20 protein-coding genes are annotated in these 22770 nt (G+C 69.9%); 10 read left to right on the top strand and 10 right to left on the bottom strand.

What is annotated here, in order from left to right:
- On the top strand, positions 1–1258 hold a 1258-nt coding region (locus tag GUY60_RS14565), incomplete at its 5' end, for a globin domain-containing protein (RefSeq protein ID WP_246234988.1).
- A gap of 74 nt (positions 1259–1332) precedes the next feature.
- Here GUY60_RS14565 and GUY60_RS14560 read toward each other — a convergent pair.
- From GUY60_RS14560 to GUY60_RS14540, 5 genes are all read right to left on the bottom strand, one after another.
- Positions 1333–1815: an NUDIX domain-containing protein gene (locus tag GUY60_RS14560; protein WP_161697730.1), complete on the bottom strand. Its 483-nt coding sequence runs from the start codon at positions 1813–1815 to the stop codon at positions 1333–1335.
- A 59-nt stretch (positions 1816–1874) separates the two neighbouring features.
- Complete coding sequence (locus tag GUY60_RS14555; RefSeq protein ID WP_161697728.1) at positions 1875–2780, bottom strand: LysR family transcriptional regulator; 906 nt, start codon at positions 2778–2780, stop codon at positions 1875–1877.
- A 263-nt stretch (positions 2781–3043) separates the two neighbouring features.
- On the bottom strand, positions 3044–4186 hold the full coding sequence (locus tag GUY60_RS14550) for a cystathionine gamma-lyase (RefSeq protein ID WP_161697726.1): 1143 nt from the start codon (positions 4184–4186) through the stop codon (positions 3044–3046).
- The gene (locus GUY60_RS14545; RefSeq protein WP_161697724.1) at positions 4183–4680 is read right to left on the bottom strand and encodes a low molecular weight protein-tyrosine-phosphatase; all 498 of its coding nucleotides are present in this window, start codon (positions 4678–4680) and stop codon (positions 4183–4185) included. The genes GUY60_RS14550 and GUY60_RS14545 overlap by 4 nt, the downstream gene beginning before the upstream one ends.
- A 9-nt stretch (positions 4681–4689) precedes the next feature.
- Entirely contained in the window at positions 4690–5070 is a 381-nt protein-coding gene (locus GUY60_RS14540) for a phage holin family protein (protein WP_161697722.1), read from the bottom strand.
- 70 nt (positions 5071–5140) lie between these two features.
- On the opposite strand from GUY60_RS14540, the gene GUY60_RS14535 reads away from it, so the two are divergent.
- The 4 genes from GUY60_RS14535 to GUY60_RS14520 all read left to right on the top strand — a co-directional run bounded on the left by GUY60_RS14535 (position 5141) and on the right by GUY60_RS14520 (position 7337).
- A complete protein-coding gene (locus tag GUY60_RS14535; RefSeq protein WP_161697720.1) occupies positions 5141–5458 on the top strand; it encodes a cupin domain-containing protein in 318 nt (105 codons plus the stop codon).
- A 194-nt stretch (positions 5459–5652) separates the two neighbouring features.
- On the top strand, positions 5653–5853 hold the full coding sequence (locus GUY60_RS14530; RefSeq protein ID WP_161697734.1) for a DUF5326 family protein: 201 nt from the start codon (positions 5653–5655) through the stop codon (positions 5851–5853).
- A gap of 232 nt (positions 5854–6085) precedes the next feature.
- A complete protein-coding gene (locus GUY60_RS14525; protein WP_161697732.1) occupies positions 6086–6799 on the top strand; it encodes an IclR family transcriptional regulator in 714 nt (237 codons plus the stop codon).
- Between the two features lie 100 nt (positions 6800–6899).
- On the top strand, positions 6900–7337 hold the full coding sequence (locus GUY60_RS14520; protein WP_161697718.1) for an SsgA family sporulation/cell division regulator: 438 nt from the start codon (positions 6900–6902) through the stop codon (positions 7335–7337).
- A gap of 133 nt (positions 7338–7470) precedes the next feature.
- Here the strand turns inward: GUY60_RS14520 and GUY60_RS14515 are convergent, their stop codons facing one another.
- Positions 7471–8838 carry a YibE/F family protein gene (locus GUY60_RS14515; RefSeq protein ID WP_161697716.1) on the bottom strand — a complete coding sequence of 456 codons (1368 nt, stop codon included), beginning with the start codon at positions 8836–8838 and terminating at the stop codon, positions 7471–7473.
- 199 nt (positions 8839–9037) lie between these two features.
- Between GUY60_RS14515 and thiC the strand changes: the two genes are divergently transcribed.
- Positions 9038–10867, top strand: coding sequence for a phosphomethylpyrimidine synthase ThiC (gene thiC / locus GUY60_RS14510; RefSeq protein WP_161697714.1), 1830 nt, complete (start codon positions 9038–9040; stop codon positions 10865–10867).
- Between the two features lie 146 nt (positions 10868–11013).
- Here the strand turns inward: thiC and GUY60_RS14505 are convergent, their stop codons facing one another.
- The 3 genes from GUY60_RS14505 to GUY60_RS14495 all read right to left on the bottom strand — a co-directional run bounded on the left by GUY60_RS14505 (position 11014) and on the right by GUY60_RS14495 (position 14519).
- Positions 11014–11886 carry a hypothetical protein gene (locus tag GUY60_RS14505; protein WP_161697712.1) on the bottom strand — a complete coding sequence of 291 codons (873 nt, stop codon included), beginning with the start codon at positions 11884–11886 and terminating at the stop codon, positions 11014–11016.
- A 182-nt stretch (positions 11887–12068) separates the two neighbouring features.
- Positions 12069–13148 carry a metallophosphoesterase family protein gene (locus tag GUY60_RS14500; protein ID WP_161697710.1) on the bottom strand — a complete coding sequence of 360 codons (1080 nt, stop codon included), beginning with the start codon at positions 13146–13148 and terminating at the stop codon, positions 12069–12071.
- A gap of 264 nt (positions 13149–13412) precedes the next feature.
- Positions 13413–14519 (bottom strand): LacI family DNA-binding transcriptional regulator, encoded by a 1107-nt coding sequence (locus GUY60_RS14495; RefSeq protein WP_161697708.1) that lies wholly within the window; start codon positions 14517–14519, stop codon positions 13413–13415.
- Positions 14520–14909: 390 nt separating this feature from the next.
- On the opposite strand from GUY60_RS14495, the gene hisC reads away from it, so the two are divergent.
- Entirely contained in the window at positions 14910–15989 is a 1080-nt protein-coding gene (gene hisC, locus GUY60_RS14490; RefSeq protein ID WP_161697707.1) for a histidinol-phosphate transaminase, read from the top strand.
- 46 nt (positions 15990–16035) lie between these two features.
- Here the strand turns inward: hisC and GUY60_RS14485 are convergent, their stop codons facing one another.
- Positions 16036–16410: a cyclophilin-like fold protein gene (locus GUY60_RS14485; protein WP_161697705.1), complete on the bottom strand. Its 375-nt coding sequence runs from the start codon at positions 16408–16410 to the stop codon at positions 16036–16038.
- 219 nt (positions 16411–16629) lie between these two features.
- Between GUY60_RS14485 and GUY60_RS14480 the strand changes: the two genes are divergently transcribed.
- Genes GUY60_RS14480 through cydD form a run of 3 tightly spaced genes read left to right on the top strand, consistent with a single transcriptional unit; the run spans position 16630 to position 22765 of the window.
- On the top strand, positions 16630–18135 hold the full coding sequence (locus tag GUY60_RS14480) for a cytochrome ubiquinol oxidase subunit I (RefSeq protein ID WP_161697703.1): 1506 nt from the start codon (positions 16630–16632) through the stop codon (positions 18133–18135).
- A 20-nt stretch (positions 18136–18155) separates the two neighbouring features.
- Complete coding sequence (cydB, locus tag GUY60_RS14475; RefSeq protein WP_161697701.1) at positions 18156–19160, top strand: cytochrome d ubiquinol oxidase subunit II; 1005 nt, start codon at positions 18156–18158, stop codon at positions 19158–19160.
- 38 nt (positions 19161–19198) lie between these two features.
- Positions 19199–22765: a thiol reductant ABC exporter subunit CydD gene (cydD, locus tag GUY60_RS14470; RefSeq protein WP_161697699.1), complete on the top strand. Its 3567-nt coding sequence runs from the start codon at positions 19199–19201 to the stop codon at positions 22763–22765.
- Positions 22766–22770 lie beyond the last annotated feature (5 nt).

Below are 22770 nucleotides of genomic sequence, written 5' to 3'. Positions count from 1 at the left end.
CCCCGCTCCCCCCGCGTACGGCGCCACATCCGGCACCCCGCAGGCCTCACCCGGCGCCCCCCGCACGGCAGTTGAGCACCCCGTGGCAACTCCCGATCCGGCTCAGGCTCGCGCCGAGGCGGCCCCGGCGGCCGAGGCCCCTTCCGCCGACGGGGTCCTCATCCAGCGGACCATGGCCGAGGTCGGACCCGTGGCCGACAAGGTCACCTCGTACTTCTACGCGCTTCTCTTCATGCGCCACCCCGACCTGCGGATGCTGTTCCCGGCCTCGATGGACACCCAGCGCGACCGCCTGCTGCGGGCGCTGCTCACCGCCGCGGAGAACATCGACAACACCGAGGTCCTGGTCGCGTACCTGAAGAACCTCGGCCGCGGCCACCGCAAGTACGGCACCGAGCCCGAGCACTACCCGGCCGTCGGCGAAGCCCTGATCGGTTCGCTGAGCCGGTACGCGAGCAGCAGCTGGAGCGAGGAGACCGAGGCCGCCTGGGTACGGGCGTACACGACCATCTCGCAGGTCATGATCGACGCGGCCGCCGAGGACGAACTGCGCGCGCCCGCCTGGTGGTTCGGCGAGATCGTCTCGCACGAGCTGCGCACCTCCGACATCGCGGTGCTCACCGTGCGGCCGGACCAGCCCTACCCGTTCCTGGCCGGGCAGTACGCCAGCCTGGAGACACCGTGGTGGCCGCGGATCTGGCGGCACTACTCGTTCGCGTCCGCGCCGCGCCCCGACGGGCTGCTCACCTTCCATGTGAAGGCGGTCTCCGCCGGCTGGGTCTCCAACGCCCTGGTGCACCGCGCCCGCCCCGGCGACACCGTCCGCCTCGGCCCGCCCGCGGGCACCATGACCGTCGACCACAGCAACGACAACGGCCTGCTCTGCCTGGGCGGCGGCACCGGAATCGCCCCGATCAAGGCACTGGTCGAGGACGTCGCGGAGCACGGCGCGCGCCGCTCGGTCGAGGTCTTCTACGGGGCCCGCACCGACCATGACCTCTACGACGTCGACACCATGCTCCGGCTCCAGCAGAGCCACCCGTGGCTCTCGGTCCGCCCCGTGATCGACAGCTTCGACCAGCCAGGCCGACTCCCGGACGCGGTACGGCAGTTCGGCCCGTGGCACGACTTCGACGCGTACCTCGCGGGCCCGCCCGGGATGATCCGCAACGGCGTCCAGGTCCTCAGGGGCGCGGGCGTTCCGCAGGACCGGATCCGCCACGACTCCCTGGAAGAACTCGTCGCGGCAGCGGACTAGAGGACTAGCGGCAGCGGACCGGCGGCAGCGGAGCAGGGGGCGCCCTCAGGACCCGTCCGCGCTACGCGCCCCGCTCACCCCAGGTCGGGGGCGTGCATCGCGCGTACGCCCTCGATGTTGCCGTCCAGGTAGTGGCGCAGCGAGAGCGGCACCAGGTGGACCGAGGCGATGCCGACGCGGGTGAACGGGATCCGCACGATCTCGTACTCGCCCGCGGGCTCCTCGATCTCGGGACCGTGGCGCTGCGAGGTGTCCATGGACTCCAGCCGGCAGACGAAGAAGTGCTGCACCTTCACGCCGGTCGCACCGCCGTCCGCGCCGATGTGCTCCACGGTGTCGACGAAACAGGGCACCACGTCGATGATCTTCGCGCCGAGTTCCTCGTGCACCTCACGGTGGAGGGCGTCGACCACGGTCAGGTCCTCGGGCTCGACTCCCCCGCCGGGCGTGACCCAGTACGGATCGACTCCTGGCTTGGTGCGCTTGATCAGGATGAGGTCGTCGCCGTCGAGCAGTACGGCTCGGGCGGTGCGCTTGACCACGGGTCGGACGGTCATGGAAGGAATGTGGCCCGCGATGTTCCACGTGAAACACGACGACAGCACTGAGCGTCGGGTCAGGACCAATCGGCGGCAGCACACAGCAACCACTCGTGCGCCCGCGCGATGTGCGGCAGCGCGAGTGTGCCGGTGCGCACCACCAGGAAGTAGGTGCGCAACGGAGGCACCGAGGGGTCGAGCAGCGCCACGATCTCGCCCCGCTCCAACGCCTCCGCGCACAGATACCGCGGCAGTACGGAGATCCCCGCGCCGGCCGTGACGCAGGCGAGCACCGCCCGCAGGTCGGGGGCGACGACGGTGCCGGACGCGGCGGGCCGGGACTCGAAGACCGCCGCCCAGTAGCGGGCCACCAGCGGCAGCGACTCGTGCACCTCCACCACCGGCAGGGCGCCGAGGTCGGGTCCGCCGTATCGCCCGAGGGCCGCGCGGCCGAGCCGCTTGGCCAGACCGGGAGCGGCGACCAGCACATGCTCCTCGTCGCAGAGCGCGGTCGCCGTGAGCAGTGCGCCGCGCGGCCGGGCGGTGGAGATGGCCAGATCGTGATGCCCGGCGGCGAGCCCTTCGAGGGTTTCCTCGGCGGTGCCGAAGGAGGCCCGGACCGTATAGCCGTGGCCGTCCTCGCCGGTGAGGGAGGTGAGCGCGGGCAGGGCGCGGACCGAGGTGAACTCCGGTGGGCCCGCGAGGTGCAGGGTGCGGACCGAGGACTCCTCGTCGGGGACGCTCTCGGTGATCTCCACGAGGGCGTCCAGATGCGGGGCCGCCTTGTGCGCCAGCTCGTCGCCGATCGTCGTGGGCGTCACGCCGCGCGCCTGGCGCAGGAAGAGGGGGCGCCCCAACTGCCGTTCCAGGGTGCGTATCTGAGAGGTGACGGCGGGCTGTGAGAGGCCGAGCAGGGCGGCGGCGCGGGTGAAGGAACCGGCTCGATGCACCGTGACGAACGTGCGCAACAAGGCCAGATCCATGCGAAGCCTCTCCCCTCCCCAGCCCCCGCAGGCACCCAACTATAAATAAGTCGATAGGTCTCTGTCGCTACTGTGATTGGACACTGACACAGAGTCAACTAGCCTTGTTCGCGCGGTTCTTCGTATGCGGAACCGGGACGGTCCGAGCCACGAGGGGGGAGGCTCGGACCGTCTGTTGTGCGTATCCGCCATGTCGCGCGCGGCCGATGTCCCGGAAGCGGAACGGGCCGAGAGGGTGCCGGAGAACGCGCCGGGGCGGGCCGCTACTCGGCTGATTCGTCCAGTGCGCGCAGCACATCGGCCACCAGGTCCTGCGGGTCCTCGGCGCCGGCGGAGAAGCGGATGAAGCCCTCCGGTACGGCGTCGCCGCCCCAGCGTCCGCGGCGCTCGGCGGTGGACCGTACGCTGCCGAAGCTCGTGGCGTCCTCGACGAGGTGCAGCGCCGCCATGAACCGCTCGGCCCGCGCCCGCGACGGCAGCGTGAAGGAGACGACGCTGCCGAAGCGCCGCATCTGCTGGGCGGCGAGCCGGTGCGAGGGGTCCTCAGGAAGGCCGGGGTAGCGCAGCCCGGTCACCTCGTCGCGGGCGCGCAGCGCTTCGGCGACCGCCAGCGCGTTGCCGACCTGGCGGTCGATCCGCAACTGCAGCGTGGCGAGCGAACGGTGGGCGAGCCAGGCCTCCATCGGCCCGGGGATCGCGCCGACGATCTTGCGCCAGCGGCGTACGCCCGCCATCGCCTCGGCGTTCCGGCCGGTCACGTAGCCGAGCAGGATGTCCCCGTGGCCGGTGAGGCCCTTGGTGCCACTGGCCACCGAGAAGTCCGCGCCGAGCTCCAGCGGGCGCTGCCCGAGCGGAGTCGCCAGGGTGTTGTCGACGGCCACAAGCGTGCCCTGCTCATGTGCCGCGGCCACAAGGCGGCGCACATCGCACACATCGAGCCCGGGGTTCGACGGCGTCTCGATCCACAGCAGCTTCGCGCCGTCCAGGACCTCGAGTTGGGCATCCCGGCCGGTGGGCGCGGTCCGCACCTCGATGCCGTACGCGCGCAACTGCTCGTGGACCAGCGGCAGCGCCTGGTAGCCGTCGTCGGGCATCACGACGGCGTCACCGGCGCGCAGTTGGGAGAAGATCACCGCCGAGATCGCGGCCATCCCGGAACCGAAGGTGAGCGTCTCCACCTCGGTGTCCGGCGCCTCGAGCTCGCCGATGGCCCGCTCCAGGAGCGTCCACGTCGGGTTCTCGTCGCGGCCGTACGTGTACGGCCCTGTCGGCTCGCCCGGCAGGTGGAAGTGGGCGGCGAACACCGGTCCCGGAAGCGTCGGTTCGTGCTTCACGGGCTCCGGGAGCCCGGCGCGTACGGCTCGGGTGCCGTCCCCCGCAGGGCCCTGAATCGCGCGTTCCGTCATGCCGCACCCCTCTCGGTGAGCGCGTCCCGGACCGCGCTGAGCAGCCCGGGACTCGCGGCCTCGACCAGTTCGAGGCACTCGTCGAAACCGTCCGTACCGCCGTAGTAAGGATCCGGAACATCGAGATCCACGGCGGCGGGATCGTACGAGCGGAGCAGGCGCACCTTGGCGGCGTCGGCCGGGGTCGGGGCGAGGCGGCGCAGTTCGCGCTGGTGACCCTCGTCGAGGGCGATCACCAGGTCGAGCCGGGCGAACCAGTCGGCGCGGAACTGCCGCGCCGCGTGGTCGCTCTCGTAGCCGTGCGCCCGCAGGACGGAGACGGTGCGCGGGTCGGCGCCGTCGCCCTCGTGCCAGCCGCCGGTGCCGGCGCTGTCCACCTCGACCAGGCCGTCGAGCCCGGCTTCCGCGACGTGGGCGCGGAAGACGGACTCGGCCATGGGGGACCGGCAGATGTTGCCGGTGCAGACGAAGCAGACGCGGAAGCGGTCGTTCATGTGCGGGCGTCAGTCCTTGTCGTCGGGCAGGACCACGTTCATCGCCCAGGAGACGACACTGATGATCAGGCCACCGAGCACGGCCGTCCAGAAGCCCTCGACGTGGAAGCTCAGCGAGACCTGGTCGGCGAGCCACGAAGTGAGCAGCAGCATCAGGGCGTTGACCACCAGCGTGATCAGCCCGAGGGTCAGGATGAACAGCGGGAACGTGAGCAGCTGCACGACCGGCTTGACCAGGAAGTTCACCACGCCGAAAAGCAGAGCGACCAGGACCAGGGTGATCACCTTCTTCGGGGTGCTGTCCCCGGTGAGCGTGATCTTGTCCAGGAGCCAGATGGCGACGGCGAGGGCGGCCGAGTTCGCGACCGTCTTGACTACGAAATTCTTCATGTGTCTGATCGTGGCAGACGTGATCGGCGCCGGGCACCGGCGTACGGCACTAGCGAGGGCGGACAGGGCGATGAAAGCATTCCGGTTGGACGAGCTCGAGGCGGAGCGGGCCGCGAACCAGGGCGCCTACCTGCAGTTTCTACGGGAACGGAACATGTCGGTAGGCCTGTACGCACTGGATGCCGGTGACTCCGATCCGCAGGCCCCGCACAACCAGGACGAGGTCTACTTCGTCGCCAGCGGCCGGGCTGCGGTGACGGTCGGTGTGGAGACAACCACGGTCAGCCGCGGCAGCGTCATCTACGTGCCCGCGGGCGTCCCGCACAAGTTCCACCACATCAGCGAGGATCTGCGGGTTCTCGTGGTCTTCTCGCCGCCCGAGGGCTGAGGCACCGTCCGAGGCTGACGCACCCCAGGGCTGACGCACCGATTCCCTTAGGGGGTGCGTCAGGGATGGACAAGGGATGCGAGGCCCCCGTTCGGCAGGGCGCCCGCCTAGCATCGAGGACAGCGGCTCGGAGAGTGGACTCGGAGCGACAGGCATCCGGAGAGAACCGGAGGAAGTGGGAGAGGACGATGGCCGTGCAGGAGATATTCGCGGGACTGCCCTGGTGGGTGAAGTGGGTCGCGGTGCCGGCCATCGCGCTGGTGGTGTTCGGCGGACTGATCGTCTCGGTGGCCGGTTTCGTCATCGCGCTGCTTTTCAAGGTGCTCGTCTTCGCCGCACTCGTGGGCGGACTGATCTATGTCGTAAGGAAGTTCATGAATTCCTCGTCGTCCTAGCGCACCGATCGGTAACCCATAGCGCGTGTTCGCTCGCCAGGGGGAATCTTTCGGCCATCAGGGTCGCAAGTTGGTGAGCTGGGTCTAGAGTCCGGAGCAGCGACGCGGGGTACGCCTCCCGGCAGCCCTGCTTCCCCCACGGGGGCTCCACCCCACGCGCCTCGGGAGTTGGACCTTGGCCACGGCAGTCAGCACGCCCGTTCCGACCCTCATCGGCTCCGTACAGCGCGCCATGCGTCTGCTCGAGGCCGTCGCCGCCCACGAGGACGGGGCGCCCGCGAAGCAGCTCGCCCGCGAAGCCGGACTCGCTCTGCCCACCGCTTACCACCTGCTGCGCACCCTCACGCACGAGGGCTATCTGCGGCGGGAGCAGGGGGTGTTCGTCTTCGGGCCTGCGGCCGAGAAGCTGACCAGTAGTGGAGCGCAGCAGAATCGTCGCAGCAAGATCGGCGACGTGCTCGCGCACTGGCGCGATGCGATCGGTGTGCCGGTGTACTTCGCGGTCTACCGCGAGGGCGAGGTCGAAGTCGTGGACATCGCCGACAAGCCGGGCAGTCCGGCGGTCGAGGAATGGGCGGATTTCCGGCAGACTGCGCACGCCCACGCGATCGGGCAGTGCCTGCTCTCCCAGCTCGACGAGGACTCCCAGCGCGACCACCTGTCGCGCTATCCGGTGCAGTCCATCACTCCGTACTCGGTCCGCGACGGTGTCGCGCTGATACGGCGCCTGGGGCGGACGGGGCGGATGCAACCGGTCGTGGAACAGCAGGAATACGCGCTGGGGACCGTCTGTGCCGCGGTTCCCATCACGGTCGGCACCACCGCGGCCACCCTCGCGATCTCGCTGCCGCTGCATCAGCGGGGCCGACTGCTGCCCGCGGTGCGCGAGTTGCAGAGTGACGTGGGCCGAAAGCTCGCCACGCTGGCGTTCTCTATCAGTATCTGAAAACTCACTCCTTGTGATCTATTGCGTACGTTCAGCAAGATTCCATGAGTGTCAGGAAGATGATCCTGTCCAACTCACAGGCACAGCAACGGGGTAGGCGATGCGCGAGTCCGTCCAGGCAGAGGTCATGATGAGCTTTCTCGTTTCCGAGGAGCTCTCGTTCCGCATTCCGGTGGAGCTGCGGTACGAGACGCGCGACCCCTATGCCGTGCGACTGACCTTCCACTTGCCCGGGGACGCCCCGGTGACCTGGGCGTTCAGCCGTGAGTTGCTGGTCGACGGGGTCAACGGCCCGTGCGGCGACGGAGATGTGCACATCGCACCCGAGGGGCCCGAGCCGCTGAGCGAGGCCTTGATCCGGCTCCAAGTGGGCGGTGACCAGGCGCTGTTCCGCGCGGGCATCGCGCCGCTGATCGCGTTCCTCGACCGTACGGACAAGCTGGTGCCGCTCGGTCAGGAGCGGACGCTCGCCGACTTCGAGTCCCACCTCGACGAGGCACTCGGTCGGATCCTGGCGGAGGAGCCGAGCGCGGGCTGACCCGTTCCGGGGCGCTTCCTGTGCTGAAACGCTTCCGCTGGGCGGTCGGGACGGTACGGCGGGGTGTGGCCCTTGGACCTACGCGCACCGACCGCCGCCCCTGAACCGCCCCCGAACCGCCCGTGAGACGGACTCAGCGCTTCCGGCGGCGTCCGCGCCCGCCCCGGCCCGCCGCGCGCCCCGCAGCCGTATCCGCGGCGGCAGCCGAAGCCGCCGCGACCCCGGGCTTGTCGGCCGAGACGAGCAGCGCGGCCAGCGCGGTGGTGACCGGCACCGAGGCGACCAGGCCGATCGAACCGACCAGGGTGCGCACGATCTCCTCGGCCACCAACTCACTGTTGGCCACCGTGCCCACGCTGCTCTGCGCGATGGTGAACAGCAGCAACAGCGGTAGCGCGGCACCGGCGTACGCGAGCACCAGGGTGTTCACCACGGACGCGATGTGATCCCGGCCGATCCTGATGCCCGCGCGGTACAACTGCCGTGCGCTCATGGTCGGGTCGGCGTGGTGCAGCTCCCAGACCGCCGAGGTCTGCGTGACCGTCACGTCGTCGAGCACACCGAGGGACCCGATGATGATGCCCGCGAGCAGCAGGCCGCTCATGTCGATGTCCGGGTAGAGCCCGTGGATCAGGCCGGTGTTGTCGTCCGTGTTGCCGGTGAGGAACGCCCAGCCGATGAAAAGCGAACCGAGCAGCCCGATCAGGACCAGCGAGATCAGGGTGCCGAGGACCGCCACCGAGGTTCTCGCGGTGAGGCCGTGGCACATGTAGAGCGCGATCAGCATGATGGCGCTCGCCCCGACCACCGCGACGATCAGCGGATTCGAACCCTGCAGGATCGCCGGCAGGATGAACAGCGTGAGCAGCGCGAAGCTGACCGCGAGCGCGACCAGGGCCATGAAGCCACGCATCCGCCCCACCACGACCACGGCGAACGCGAAGATCCCCGCGAGGATCCACATCGGAACGCCGCGGTCCACGTCGGTCACCGAGTACTGCAACTCCTTGGGAGCCCCCGGCGCGTAGGCGACGACCACGCCCTGGCCCTCCTTCAACTGCCGTGGCGCGTCCGGCTGGACCACCTCGACGAAGGTGTGGCCCTTGTCCTTGCCGCTGGTCACCTCGATGGTCGCCTTCGCGCAGGTGCCCTGCTGCGCACGCTGTGCCTCCTGGCCCTCCGGGGTCGACGGGTCACCGGTCGGAGGGACCTGCGAGGCGTTGACGTCCTTGCAGTCGACCGGGTCGACCCGCGCCACCGTGCCCGACTCCGTCTGCCGGTCGAAGCCCACGCCGCTGCGCTCGTGCGCGGGCGCGCCGCCCGGCCAGAGCACCACGAGGCCGACGAGTACGGCGGTGGCGAAGGGGATGAGGACCGCGGCGATCACCTTGCGCAGGTGCTTCGACACCGGAAGGGCCGGGCCGTGGCTGTGCGTGTGCCCGTGGCCGTGTCCGCTGGGGGGTTCGGAGGGCGGCTGAGGGGGCTGCTGCATGGAGGTCACCGCCTGATCATCGCAAGAACAAAAGGGGCCCTCTGTTCAGCGTGGCCGTGAGGGCGCTAGCGTGGGGGGCACCTTTGCAATCGCGGGAGCTCGGAGCACCGGGCTGAGAGGGCGCTGACCTCCGTATGGGACATACGGAATTCGCTGCGTCGACCGCCGAACCTGTTACCGGGTAATGCCGGCGTAGGGAGTAGGTCTCATGACCACAGCGGACGCACGCACGCCTGCCTCCAGCAGCGACAACAACGACAAGAGCGACAAGAGCGACGCGAACACCGTCGGCGCGGAGGCCGGGAAGTCCATCGGCTGGCACAAGGCGTATGTCGAGGGCTCGCGCCCCGACCTGCGGGTGCCGGTCCGCCAGGTGCACCTCACCAACGGCAAGGCCGTGACCCTGTACGACACCTCAGGGCCGTACACCGATCCGACAGCCGATACCGATGTCCGCCGCGGGCTCGCGCCGCTGCGGGAGAACTGGATCATCGCCCGCGGCGACACCGAGGAGTACACCGGGCGCCCGCCTCGTCCCGAGGACGACGGCATCAAGCACACCTCGCCGCGCGGGGGCCTGAAGAACCTCGACGCGGTCTTCCCGGGCCGTCCCCGGCAGCCGCGCCGTGGACGTGGTGGACAGGCGGTGACGCAGCTCGCGTACGCCCGTCGCGGCGAGATCACGCCCGAGATGGAGTTCATCGGGATCCGCGAGAACATCGACCCCGAGGTCGTACGCGAAGAGGTCGCCGCGGGCCGCGCGGTGATCCCCGCCAACGTCAACCACCCCGAGATCGAGCCGATGATCATCGGCAAGCGGTTCCTGGTGAAGGTCAACGCCAACATCGGGAACTCCGCGGTCACTTCCTCCATCGAGGAGGAGGTGGAGAAGATGACCTGGGCCACCAAGTGGGGCGCCGACACGGTCATGGACCTCTCCACCGGCCGCAACATCCACACCACCCGCGAGTGGGTGCTGCGCAACTCCCCCGTGCCCATCGGCACCGTGCCGCTCTACCAGGCCCTGGAGAAGGTCGACGGCAAGGCCGAGGAGCTGAGCTGGGAGATCTACAAGGACACGGTCATCGAGCAGGCCGAGCAGGGCGTCGACTACATGACGGTGCACGCGGGTGTGCGGCTGCCGTACGTCCCGCTGACCGCCAACCGCAAGACGGGCATCGTCTCGCGCGGCGGCTCGATCATGGCCGCGTGGTGCCTCGCGCACCACAAGGAGAGCTTCCTCTACGAGCACTTCGAGGAGCTCTGCGAGATCCTCGCCGCGTACGACGTGACGTACTCGCTCGGCGACGGGCTGCGCCCCGGTTCGATCGCGGACGCCAACGACCGTGCGCAGTTCGCGGAGTTGGAGACCCTGGGCGAGCTCAACACCATCGCCAAGCGGCACAACGTACAGACCATGATCGAGGGTCCGGGCCATGTCCCGATGCACAAGATCAAGGAGAACATCGACCTCCAGCAGGAGATCTGCGAGGAGGCGCCGTTCTACACGCTCGGCCCGCTGACCACCGACATCGCGCCCGCGTACGACCACATCACCTCCGGCATCGGCGCCGCGATGATCGGCTGGTGGGGCACCGCGATGCTCTGCTACGTCACGCCCAAGGAGCACCTGGGCCTGCCGAACAAGGACGACGTGAAGACCGGCGTCATCACGTACAAGATCGCGGCGCACGCGGCCGACCTCGCCAAGGGGCACCCGGGCGCGCAGGACTGGGACGACGCGCTCTCGGACGCGCGCTTCGAGTTCCGCTGGGAGGACCAGTTCAACCTGGCCCTCGACCCGGACACGGCACGGGAGTTCCACGACGAGACGCTGCCGGCCGAGCCCGCCAAGACCGCGCACTTCTGCTCCATGTGCGGTCCGAAGTTCTGCTCCATGAAGATCTCGCAGGACATCCGCCGCGAGCACGGCGGTACGCCGCAGGCCGAGCTCGACGAGGCGGTCGCGGGCATGGAACAGAAGTCGAAGGAGTTCGCGGCCGCGGGCAACCGCGTCTACCTGCCGATCGCGGACTGAGCGCGCGTTGCAGTGAGTTGAGGTGAGTCGAAGGTCCGTTTCACGTGAAACGGACCTTCACTCGCGTACGAGCACGGGCACTCGCGGTACGGGCACTCGCGTAAGGGCACGCGCGTCCCGGCGCCGCGCAACCCGTACGGAACTCGCTAGTCCGGCTTCTTCTCCGGGCCGCCGAAGTCCGGGCTGGAGAAGTCCGGGCTCGAATAGCGCGGCCGCGGACCCGTGTCCGCGCCGCCGTCGGGGCTGCTGAACCCCGGCCGGTGGTAGCCGAGATGGGGCATTCTCGTACCCGCCGGGCCGGAGCGGCGCTCGACGGGGCGGGGCTCGACGGGGCCGGCCGGAGCGGCGGCCAGGGCCTCGCGCAGGAAGGGCAGCACGCCGCGTTCGAGCAGCGCCTCGCGCCAGGCCTCCCTGGCCCCCTCCAACTCCTCGCTCAACGGCCCGGGAACGTCCGCCGACAGCGACGTCGAGCCGTTGCGCAGCGCGGTCAGGAGCAGGCCGATCCCGGCGACCAGAAGACCGGCGGCGGTGAGCGCGCCGAACAGCCAGCCGGCGGTCAGCAGGGTGTCGGCGAAGGACGGCTCGGGCGTGAGCATCTTCAGGATGTACCCGACGAGCAGGAAGATCGCCGCGGCCGTGCCCGCGAGCACCGGGGCCAGGACGGCGAGCACGGCGACCAGGCCGGCGCCCGCGGTCTCGGTGACCTCGCCCATGGTGGTGGCCAGGCCGACGGAGCCCGAGGATTCCGGCGCACTCGACTCCGGTACGGCCGCGGTCGACCCCGCCGGCTCTCTCAGCTTCTCGCGGAGCTTCACGTAATGCTGGTACTCGGTCGCCGCGGCGGCGGTGATCAGCGCCGTGGCGTTCAGCGCCATCGTGCGGAGTTGCTCGGAGCTGAGCCGCCCGCCGACAACGGCGAGATCCGGACGGTGTGGTGCGGCGCGCAGCGCCTCATCGAGGATCCGCTCAAAGTCCTGGCGGTCCTCATTCGGCAGGTGCGGAGCGCTGTTCATGTGCATCCCCCGATGCTCCGTAGGGCCGGGACTCCCGTGTGAGCACGGGCAGTCGGGCGGAAACGGAGGAGAGCCTGCTACGGATAACCAGATGGTAGAGCGGGTCCGGCACGCGGTGACAGGGGGTTTCCAGAATTCGCCCCCAGGTCAGAGACGTCCCATGTGTTCTACGCCTGCCCGAGCAACAGTTACTTATCCAGGGGGAGTTGGCACACAAGGAGCTTTCCGGCCATGGTCACTCCGCCGTCCATGGCGATGGCCAGGCCGTCGGCGTACACATGCGGCCCCTCGACCTGAGGACTGGAGCTGTCCTCGCCCTCCTCGGAACCCACATCGCCGAGCAGATACGGAATGGGGCTGTGGCCGTGCACGATGCGGCGCCCGCCGTAGACACCGAGAAGCTCGCGCACCGCCTGCGAACCGTTCTCGTCACGGAAGGCGAAGCGCTTGGTGAACTTCCGGAACAGGTCCCAGCACTCATCGGGGTCGTTACGGGTGAGCGCCTCGCGGATCGTGTCGTTGACGGCCTCGATCGAGTCGCCGTACTCCAGATACGTGAGTGCGTCGGAGTGCACCAGGAGGTGGTCGTCCTCCAGCTCGATGGCGTCGAGCCGGGACATCCACTGCAGGTGGACGTCCTGCAGCCGGTCCATGTCGGACTTCTGGCCGCCGTTGAGCAGCCAGGCAGCCTGGAAAGTGGCGGTGCCCGCACCGGAGTTGACGGGGGTGTCGCCGAAGCGCTTGGCACCGAGCAGCAGCAGCTCGTGGTTGCCCATGAGCGCCTTGCAGTACCCGCCCGCGGCCGCGGCCTGCGCCGAGAGCCGCATCACGAGGTCGATGACGCCGATGCCGTCGGGGCCGCGGTCGGTGAAGTCGCCGAGGAACCACAGCCGGGCGGTGCCCGCGGCCCAGTCCCCGGCCTCGTCGATCAGCCCCTGCTCGCGCAGCGCGGCCAGGAGCTCGTCGAGGTAGCCGTGCACATCGCCGACGACATAGAGAGGGCCGAGCCCGCCCGACGTGCCGGTCGGCTCCGCGGGCGTCTGCACCCGTACCTGCACCGTGTCACCGCGCTGGATGACGGGGAGGTCGCGCTGCGTCGGCGTGTACCCCTCGGGTGGCATGCTCTGCGCGGCTTCAGGAGCGGCGGCCGGCACGGCGGGCTCCTCGCCGCCCTGGTGCACATATGCGGGTACGCGGAAGTCGCGCACCGTGTCCGTACGCACCGCGGGTCCCTGACCGGCCCCCTGAGTCATCGACCCCTCCACCACCGTCGCGCCGCATTTCCCACCGGGATCGGACGGCCTGGTCGCAGCGGTCCGCGGTGTCGTGCGCCCATCATAGGAATGCGGCTCGCACTGTGTGATGCACCAGGGGTGTTGAATCGAGCCGGAACCCGTGGTCGTCCGGGGTTTTCTCCCGAATTGGTAGTAACCCTCCGTTGTCCGGGACTCCCGCCGGGCTCCTGTCGGACTCCTGATGGACGTCTGATCGATGCCCGACGGACTCCTGGTGGACGTCTTCGGGTTGTCTGACTACCCCTGCCCGGAAGGGCGCGGCGGACTGACCGTCCTGCGGGGCGGCCGGCGTTGCGACGAGGTCCGCACGATCAGCTCGGTCGGTATCACCTGCTCGATCGGTCCGGTCGTCTCCACGCTCTCGATGGCGTCGATGAGTAACTGCACGACGGCCGTGCCGATACGCCGCGGCTTGAGCGAGAGCGTCGTGATGGGCGGCTCGGTGGTGGCGTACACGGTGGACTCGCTGCAGCAGACGAGCAGCAGGTCCTCGGGCACGCGCAGCCCGTACCGCCGGGCGGCTGCGAGCAGGTCGGTGCCGTTCGGGTCGAAGAGTCCGTAGACGGCGTCGGGCCGGTCGGGGCGGGCCAGGAGCCGGTCGGCGGCGACGGCCCCGGCGCAGGGGTCGTGGGCGGGGTACTCCTCGTACACCGGGTCCTGCCCGATGCGGCGGCACCAGCGCAGGTAGGCCGTGGTGGAGAGCCGGGTGTACGTGTCGGTGGTGGTGCCGGTGAGCAGGCCGATGCGGCGGGCCCCGGCGGCGGCCAGGTGGTCGAGGATGCCGAGGACGGCGGCCTCGTGGTCGTTGTCCACCCAGGCGGTGACCGGCAGCGAACCCGCCGGGCGGCCGTCGGAGACCACCGGCAGCCCCTGACGCACCAGTTCGCTGACGACCGGGTCCTGGTCGGAGGGATCGATGACGACGGTGCCGTCCAGAGCGACGTTGGACCACACGTCGTGACGGGAGGTGGCGGGCAGGATGACCAGGGCATAGCCGCGGTCGAGCGCGGCCGAGGTCGCGGCTCTCGCCATCTCCGCGAAGTACGCGAATTCGGTGAAGGTGAAAGGTTCATTCCCGTACGTCGTCACGGTCAGGCCGATGAGTCCTGACTTGCCGGTACGGAGGGTTCGGGCCGCGGCGGACGGGCGGTAGCCCAGCCGGTCGGCGACCTCGCGGACGTGTTGGCGGGTGGCGTCGGGGAGCCGGCCCTTACCGTTGAGCGCGTCGGAGACGGTCGTGATGGAGACGCCGGCAGCGGCGGCCACATCCCGGATGCCCGCCCGGCCCTGCCGGTTGCCCCGAGTCTGTGCCCGGCTCACCTGATGCTTCCCTGCTGCTGTCATGGCGAGCCGATAGTAGGGCTCATGCGGGTGGTCGTCGTGAATGCATATGCACGCGTTGACAGGCACGTTTCTGCATGGTGAAACAATATCAATGACCTTGGAACACAAGGGAGTTGAGGGATATCGGGGTGATCCGATGCCTGTCGGCGCCCACGTGCCTGTCACGTCGCTGAGGTCTCGAAGAGGTCTCAACTCACCTGCACGGGGGACGCGCGCCACGGCGCAAGCCACCGGCGCACGGAAGATTGAGGAGCGCTCCCCCCTCCCCGCGCGCCGACCGCCCGGTTGTCCACAGGGCGAGCGTGCGGCTTGTCCACAGGGCATTCGCAGCGGCGCGGAATCCTCATAAGGTGAGCAGTATTCGAACCGGTGGTACGAGGAGGACCTGCTGTGAGCGAGAAGAGCCCGAGGCTGCGTGCCGAGCTGGACGGCGTCCCGACGTACAAGCCGGGCAAGCCCGCCGCGGCCGGCGGCCCGGTGGCGTACAAGCTGTCCTCCAACGAGAACCCGTATCCGCCCCTGCCCGGCGTGATGGAGCGGGTGACGGCCGCCGCCGACACCTTCAACCGGTACCCGGACATGGCGTGCACGGGCCTGATGAACGAGCTGTCGGACCGCTTCGGCGTCCCGCTCTCGCACCTCGCCACGGGCACCGGCTCGGTCGGCGTCGCGCAGCAACTGCTGCAGTCCACCAGCGGACCGGGCGACGAGGTGATCTACGCCTGGCGGTCCTTCGAGGCGTACCCGATCATCACGCAGATCAGCGGCGCGACCTCGGTGCGGGTGCCGCTGACCTCGGGGGAGGTGCACGACCTCGACGCGATGGCGGACGCGATCACCGAGCGCACGCGCCTGATCTTCGTCTGCAATCCGAACAACCCGACCGGCACGGTGGTCCGCAGGGCGGAGCTTGAGCGCTTCCTGGACCGGGTGCCGAGCGATGTCCTGGTGGTTCTGGACGAGGCGTACCGCGAGTTCATCCGCGACACCGAGGTGCCGGACGGCATCGAGCTCTACCGCGACCGGCCCAACGTCTGTGTGCTGCGCACCTTCTCCAAGGCGTACGGCCTTGCGGGGCTGCGCGTCGGCTTCGCGGTGGCCCATGAGCCGGTGGCGGCGGCGCTGCGCAAGACGGCGGTGCCGTTCGGCGTGAGCCAGCTCGCGCAGGACGCGGCGGTGGCCTCGCTGCAGCTGGAGGACGAACTCCTCGGCCGCGTGGGGTCGTTGATCGGGGAGCGCACCCGGGTCGTCGAGGGTCTGCGCCGACAGGGCTGGACGGTCCCCGAGACGCAGGCCAACTTCGTCTGGCTGCGCCTGGGGGACCGTACGAACGACTTCGCGGCCGCCTGCGAGAAGGCCGGTGTCGTCGTGCGGCCGTTCGCCGGTGAGGGCATGCGGGCCACGATCGGTGAGCCCGAGGCCAATGACATCTTCCTGCACACGGCGGAGACGTTCCGCAAGGAGCTGTAGGACGCGGCGTCCGCGGGCGCCGGGGCGTCCGCGGACGCAACTCCCGCTAGGCGGTGACCAGTTCGACCCTGATCGGGTCGCCGCTGCGGACGGTGGCGAGTTTGCGGGGGTCGCCGTCGAGAGCGCCGAGCAGGTTGCACGGGCTCGCGAGGCGGCACTCGTCGCCGCGCGATATCGGCGTGGGGCCGTACGGCAGGGCGAGGGCGTCGCCGTCGGTCCAGAAGGCGACGGTGCCAGGATCGACGACCTGGCGGGCGTCGGCCTCGGGCTCGACGGAGATGCCGGTGTCGAAGTAGACCTCCTCGCCCCAGGTCTGGGCGGTGGCGGAGAGCGGCAGGGCGCGGTGGAGTGCCTGGGCGGTCGGGGTGTCCTCGAGCGTCGCGGTCAGGTGCCCGGCGGGCCAGATGATTCGGATCTGCATGCCGCGGATTCAACAAGATGTTGAAGTTCTTGGGAAGGGGCCCCCTGGGCTACCCCCGAGTAAGGGGGACCCCCCGGGCGAATGCCGGAACCGGTACGACATAATGCTTGTGAATGTGAACGCGTTCACAAACGTGTCCCGTTAATCCCGTGATGGGCGGGATTGTCAGGGGCAGACTGCCGCTGTGACCGACCACGGCGACTTAAGGAGAGTGACGACGTGGACTTGGCTCTGGCGCCGGAAACGATGGCGCGATGGCAGTTCGGCATCACCACCGTCTACCACTTCCTCTTCGTCCCGCTCACGATCTCGCTGGCCGCGCTCGTCGCGGGCCTGCAGACCGCGTGGGTGCGGACCGAGAAGGAGAAGTACCTCAAGGCGACCAAGTTCTGGGGCAAGCTCTTCCTGATCAACATCGCGATGGGTGTCGTGACCGGCATCCTGCAGGAGTTCCAGTTCGGCATGAACTGGTCCGACTACTCGCGGTTCGTCGGTGACATCTTCGGCGCCCCCCTCGCGTTCGAGGCGCTGATCGCGTTCTTCTTCGAGTCCACGTTCATCGGGCTGTGGATCTTCGGCTGGGACAAGCTGCCGAAGAAGCTGCACCTGGCGACGATCTGGATGGTCTCGATCGGCACGATCCTCTCCGCGTACTTCATCCTGGCGGCCAACTCCTGGATGCAGCACCCGGTCGGCTACCGGATCAACGAGGAGAAGGGCCGGGCCGAACTCACCGACTTCTGGGCGGTGTTGACGCAGAACACCGCGCTGGCGCAGGTCTTCCACACCATGACCGCGGCCTTCCTGGTCGGCGGTGCGTTCATGGCCGGCATCGCCGCGTACCACCTGGCCCGTAAGAAGCACGTGCCGGTGATGAAGACCTCGCTGCGCCTCGGACTGGTCACGATCACCATCAGCGGGCTGCTCACCGCGGTCAGCGGCGATGAGCTCGGCAAGATCATGTTCGAGCAGCAGCCGATGAAGATGGCCGCCGCCGAGGCGCTGTGGGACGGCGAGGACTCCGCGCCCTTCTCCGTCTTCGCGTACGGGGACGTCGACAAGGGCCACAACACGGTCGCCATAGAGATTCCCGGCCTGCTGTCGTTCCTCGCGCACAACAACTTCAGCGAGCACGTGCCCGGCATCAACGACCTCAACAAGGAGATGCAGGAGAAGTACGGGCCCGGTGACTACCGGCCGAACATCCCGGTCGCCTACTGGGGCTTCCGCTGGATGATCGGCTTCGGGATGGCCTCGCTCGGCATCGGTGTGCTCGGGCTTTGGCTGACCCGGAAGAAGTTCATGCTGCCGCAGGCGCTGCGGGTGGGTGAGGACGAAGTGCCGAACCTGGTGCTTTTCAAGAAGGCGCTGAGCCCGAAGTTCACCAAGTGGTACTGGATCGTGGCGCTGTGGACGATGCTGTTCCCGCTGATCGCCAACTCCTGGGGCTGGATCTTCACCGAGATGGGCCGTCAGCCGTGGGTGGTCTTCGGAGTGCTGCAGACGTCCGCGGCGGTCTCCCCCAATGTCTCGCAGGGCGAGGTCATCACCTCGCTCGCCGTCTACACACTGCTCTACGCGGTGCTCGCAGTGATCGAGATCAAGTTGATCATCAAGTACGTCAAGGCCGGACCTCCGGAACTCACGGAGGCGGACCTCAACCCGCCCACCAAGATCGGCGGCGACGACCGTGACGCCGACCGGCCCATGGCCTTCTCGTACTGAGCCTGAGGAGCTGCTGAGGCATGGAACTTTACGACGTCTGGTTCGTACTGATCGCGGTCCTGTGGGTCGGCTACTTCTTTCTGGAGGGCTTCGACTTCGGGGTCGGGATCCTGACCAAGGTGCTCGCCCGCGACCGCAAGGAGCGGCGGGTTCTCATCAACACCATCGGGCCCGTCTGGGACGGCAACGAGGTGTGGCTGCTCACGGCGGGCGGCGCCACCTTCGCCGCGTTCCCCGAGTGGTACGCGACGCTGTTCTCCGGCTTCTATCTGCCGCTGCTGATGATCCTGATCTGCCTGATCATCAGGGGCGTCGCCTTCGAGTACCGCCACAAGCGGAGCGAGGAGCGGTGGCAGACCAACTGGGAGCACGCGATCTTCTGGACCTCGCTGCTCCCGGCGTTCCTCTGGGGTGTGGCCTTCGCCAACATCACGCGCGGGGTGAAGATCGACCGCGATTTCGAGTACGTGGGCAACTTCTGGGATCTGCTCAACCCGTACGCGCTACTCGGCGGGCTCGTCACGCTCTCGCTTTTCACCTTCCACGGCACGGTGTTCACGGCGCTCAAGACCGTCGGTGACATCCGGGTGCGGGCGCGGAAGCTGGCGCTCGGGCTCGGCCTGGTGGCGGCGGTGCTCGCGCTCGGGTTCCTGATCTGGACGCAAGGAGAGAAGGGCGACGGCAAGAGCCTCGTCGCGATGATCGTCGCGGTACTCGCCCTCGTCGGGGCGCTCGGTGCCGTCAAGATCGGGCGCGAGGGCTGGTCGTTCGCGCTGTCCGGGGTCACCATCGCGGCCGCGGTCGCCATGCTGTTCCTGACGCTCTTCCCGAACGTCATGCCGTCTTCGCTCGACCCGGCGTGGAACCTCACGGTCACCAACGCCTCGTCGAGCCCGTACACCCTGAAGATCATGACCTGGTTGGCCGCTGTCGCGACTCCGGTCGTGCTGCTCTACCAGAGCTGGACCTACTGGGTGTTCCGTAAGCGGATCGGTACGCAGCACATCGCCGCCGATGCGCACTAGTTGGGGGATTCGATGAGCACCGCTTGGGGCTGTTTCACGTGAAACCGATCGACCCGCGGCTGCTTCGGTACGCCCGAGCCACCCGCTTCTTCCTGATCGCGGTCGTGGCCCTCGGGCTCGCCGGGGCCGGCCTCGTCGTCGCCCAGGCGATGCTCATCGCCGAAGTGGTGGTGGGGGGATTCCAGGACGGCCTCGACGGGGCCGCCCTGCGAACGCCCCTGCTGCTGCTCGCGGCTGTCGCCCTCGGGCGTGGAATCGTCGGCTGGCTCACGGAGTTGGCGGCCCACCGGGCCAGCGCGGCGGTCAAGTCGGAGCTGCGCGGGCGGCTCCTCGAACGCGCTGCCGCGCTCGGTCCCGGGTGGCTGAGCGGGCAGCGGACCGGCTCTCTGGTCGCGCTCGCGACCCGTGGCGTCGACGCGCTCGACGACTACTTCGCGCGTTATCTGCCGCAGTTGGGGCTCGCGGTCGTGGTCCCGGTGGCGGTGCTCGCGCGGATCGTCACCGAGGACTGGGTGTCGGCCGCGATCATCGTGGTGACGTTGCCGCTCATCCCGATCTTCATGATCCTCATCGGCTGGGCGACCCAGGCCCGGATGGACCGGCAGTGGCAGTTGCTCTCCCGGCTCTCGGGGCACTTCCTCGATGTGGTCGCGGGGCTGCCGACGCTGAAGGTGTTCGGCCGGGCCAAGGCGCAGGCCGAGTCGATCCGGAAGATCACCGGCGAGTACCGGCAGGCGACGATGCGGACGCTGCGTATCGCCTTCCTCTCCTCCTTCGCCCTTGAGCTGCTCGCGACGCTCTCCGTGGCGCTGGTCGCCGTGACCATCGGCATGCGCCTGGTCCACGGCGACATGGATCTGTACATCGGCCTCGTGGTGCTGGTGCTCGCCCCTGAGGCGTATCTGCCGCTGCGGCAGGTGGGAGCGCAGTACCACGCGGCGGCCGAAGGTCTTGCGGCCGCCGAGGAGATCTTCGACGTCCTGGAGACCGAGGTGCCCGCCTCCGGTACCGGGCCCGCGCCCGAGGGGGCGCTGAGCTTCGACGGCGTGACGGTGCGGTACCCCGGACGGGACGCGGCGGCCGTCGAGGGCGCGACGTTTCACGTGGAACCGAGCGAGACCGTGGCCCTCGTCGGACCCAGCGGAGCGGGCAAGTCGACGCTTCTGAACGTGCTGTTGGGCTTTGTGCGCCCCGACGAGGGGCGGGTCAGCGTCGGCGGGACGGATCTCGCGACGGTGTCGATGGAGGAGTGGCGGGCGCGCATCGCGTGGGTTCCGCAGCGCCCGCATCTGTACGCGGGGACCATCGCGGAGAACGTCCGGCTCGCGCGGCCCGGGGCGACGGACGACGAGGTCAGGGAGGCGCTGCGGGACGCGGGCGCGCTGTCCTTCGTCGACGCGTTGCCCGAGGGCGCGCGGATGGAGCTGGGCGAGGACGGGGCCGGGCTCTCGGCGGGGCAGCGGCAACGGCTCGCGCTTGCACGGGCGTTCCTCGCCGACCGGCCTGTACTGCTGCTCGACGAGCCCACCGCGGCGCTCGACGGGGAGACCGAGGCGGAGGTCGTGGACGCGGTCCGGCGGCTCGCCGTCGGGCGGACCGTGCTGCTCGTGGTGCACCGGCCGGCGCTGCTCGCGGTCGCGGACCGGGTGGTGCGGATCGAGGAGCCCTCGCGGCTCAACCCGGCCTCGGCCGAAGGGAGTTCACCGGGTGCGGTGGCTCCCGGGACGGCAGTGGGGGTTCCGCGTCCCGCGGGTGCCTCGGGTGTGGTCGCGGAGTCGGAAGCCGCGGCCGGGATCGCGCCGGGGCCGCAGGACGCGACGGCCGAGAGCGAGGCCGGGGGCGCGGCCGGGGGCCGGGTGCTCGCACGGGTCCGGGCGATGGCCGGGGCGCGGCGTGGACGGCTGCTGCTCGGGCTGCTGCTCGGCAGCCTCGCGCTCGGCAGCGCCGTCGGCCTGATGGCGACCTCCGGGTGGCTGATCGCGCGGGCCTCCGAGCAGCCGCCGGTGCTGTACCTGATGGTGGCGGTCACGGCGACGCGCGCCTTCGGCCTGGGGCGGGCGGTCTTCCGGTACGCGGAGCGCCTTGTCGCGCATGACGCGGTGCTGCGGATGCTCGCCGACACCCGGGTCGCCGTCTACCGCCGCCTCGAGCGGCTCGCGCCCGCCGGGCTGCGGCAGACGCGGCGCGGTGACCTCCTTGCTCGCCTGGTGGGTGACGTGGACGCGTTCCAGGACTACTGGCTGCGCTGGCTGCTGCCGGTCGGTGCCGCCGTCGTGGTCTCCGCCGGGGCCGTCGGCTTCACCGGCTGGCTGCTCCCGGAGGCCGGGGCGATTCTCGCCGTCGGGCTGCTCGTCGCGGGTGTCGGCGTACCGCTGCTGAGCGGTGCGCTGGCCCGCCGGGCGGAGCGTCGCCTCGCCCCGGCGCGCGGGGTGCTGGCCACGCGGGTGGCCGATCTGCTCACCGGCACGGCCGAGTTGACCGTCGCGGGCGCGCTCGGTTCCCGTACGGCGGTGGCGCGGGACGCCGACCGGGAGCTCACCGGCATCGCGTCCCGAGGGGCCACCGCGACCGCGTTCGGCGCCGGACTCTCGGCGCTCGCCTGCGGCCTGACCGTGGCCGCCGCCGCGCTCGCCGGGATCGGCGCCGTCCGCGACGGCCGGCTCGACGGAGTGGCCCTCGCGGTGGTCGTCCTGACCCCGCTCGCCGCGTTCGAGGCGGTGACGGGACTGCCGACGGCCGTGCAGTTCCGGCAGCGGGTACGCAAGAGCGCGGAGCGGGTGTACGAGGTCCTGGACGCGCCGGATCCGGTGCAGGAGCCGCGGGTGCCGCGGGCCGAGGTGCCGGACGACCCGTTCCCGTTGCGGGTGAGCGGGCTGAGCGCGCGCCATCCGGGGCAGGTGCGGGACGCGCTCTTTGGGGTCGACCTGACGCTGCACCGGGGCCGCCGCGTCGCCGTCGTCGGGACCTCGGGTTCGGGCAAGACGACGCTCGCGCAGGTGCTGCTGCGGTTCCTGGACGTGGGGGCGGGCACGTACCGGCTCGGTGGCACGGACGCGGACGCCCTGGACGGGGACGCGGTGCGCAGGGTCGTCGGGCTGTGCGCCCAGGACGCCCATGTCTTCGACAGCACGATCCGGGAGAACCTCAGGCTGGCCAGGACGGACGCCGACGAGGACGCGCTGCGGGACGCGTTGGCGCGGGCCCGGCTCCTGGAGTGGGCCGAGTCGCTGCCGCATGGCCTGGACACCCTGGTGGGCGAGCACGGGGCGCGGCTCTCCGGCGGGCAGCGGCAGCGGCTCGCCCTGGCGCGGGCGCTCCTCGCCGACTTCCCCGTACTCGTACTGGACGAGCCGGCCGAGCACCTCGACCTGGCCACCGCGGACGCGCTCACCGCCGACCTGCTCGCCGTGACCGAGGGGCGGACGACGCTGCTGATCACGCACCGGCTCGCCGGGCTCGACGCGGTGGACGAGGTGATCGTCCTGGACGAGGGCCGGGTCGTGCAGCGCGGCGGGTACGCGGAGCTGGCGCGGATCGAGGGCGGGCCGCTGGCGCGGATGCTGGGACGGGAACGGGAGGCGGAGGTGCTCGTGGCACGGGGGTGAGGGGT

Origin of the sequence: Streptomyces boluensis (assembly GCF_009908195.1) — a bacterium.
Taxonomy (GTDB): domain Bacteria; phylum Actinomycetota; class Actinomycetes; order Streptomycetales; family Streptomycetaceae; genus Streptomyces; species Streptomyces boluensis.
The sequence above is the reverse complement of the archived record's forward strand: the minus strand, read 5'-3'. Positions and strand labels throughout refer to the sequence as shown.

Bases quoted from the DNA above. Each gene is read 5' to 3' on its own strand.
- GUY60_RS14560 (WP_161697730.1), bottom strand. From the start codon at position 1,815: ATGACCGTCCGACCCGTGGTCAAGCGCACCGCCCGAGCCGTACTGCTC.
- GUY60_RS14555 (WP_161697728.1), bottom strand. From the start codon at position 2,780: ATGGATCTGGCCTTGTTGCGCACGTTCGTCACGGTGCATCGAGCCGGT.
- GUY60_RS14550 (WP_161697726.1), bottom strand. From the start codon at position 4,186: ATGACGGAACGCGCGATTCAGGGCCCTGCGGGGGACGGCACCCGAGCC.
- GUY60_RS14545 (WP_161697724.1), bottom strand. From the start codon at position 4,680: ATGAACGACCGCTTCCGCGTCTGCTTCGTCTGCACCGGCAACATCTGC.
- GUY60_RS14540 (WP_161697722.1), bottom strand. From the start codon at position 5,070: ATGAAGAATTTCGTAGTCAAGACGGTCGCGAACTCGGCCGCCCTCGCC.
- GUY60_RS14535 (WP_161697720.1), top strand. From the start codon at position 5,141: ATGAAAGCATTCCGGTTGGACGAGCTCGAGGCGGAGCGGGCCGCGAAC.
- GUY60_RS14525 (WP_161697732.1), top strand. From the start codon at position 6,086: ATGCGTCTGCTCGAGGCCGTCGCCGCCCACGAGGACGGGGCGCCCGCG.
- GUY60_RS14520 (WP_161697718.1), top strand. From the start codon at position 6,900: ATGCGCGAGTCCGTCCAGGCAGAGGTCATGATGAGCTTTCTCGTTTCC.
- thiC (WP_161697714.1), top strand. From the start codon at position 9,038: ATGACCACAGCGGACGCACGCACGCCTGCCTCCAGCAGCGACAACAAC.
- GUY60_RS14505 (WP_161697712.1), bottom strand. From the start codon at position 11,886: ATGCACATGAACAGCGCTCCGCACCTGCCGAATGAGGACCGCCAGGAC.
- GUY60_RS14495 (WP_161697708.1), bottom strand. From the start codon at position 14,519: ATGACAGCAGCAGGGAAGCATCAGGTGAGCCGGGCACAGACTCGGGGC.
- GUY60_RS14485 (WP_161697705.1), bottom strand. From the start codon at position 16,410: ATGCAGATCCGAATCATCTGGCCCGCCGGGCACCTGACCGCGACGCTC.
- cydB (WP_161697701.1), top strand. From the start codon at position 18,156: ATGGAACTTTACGACGTCTGGTTCGTACTGATCGCGGTCCTGTGGGTC.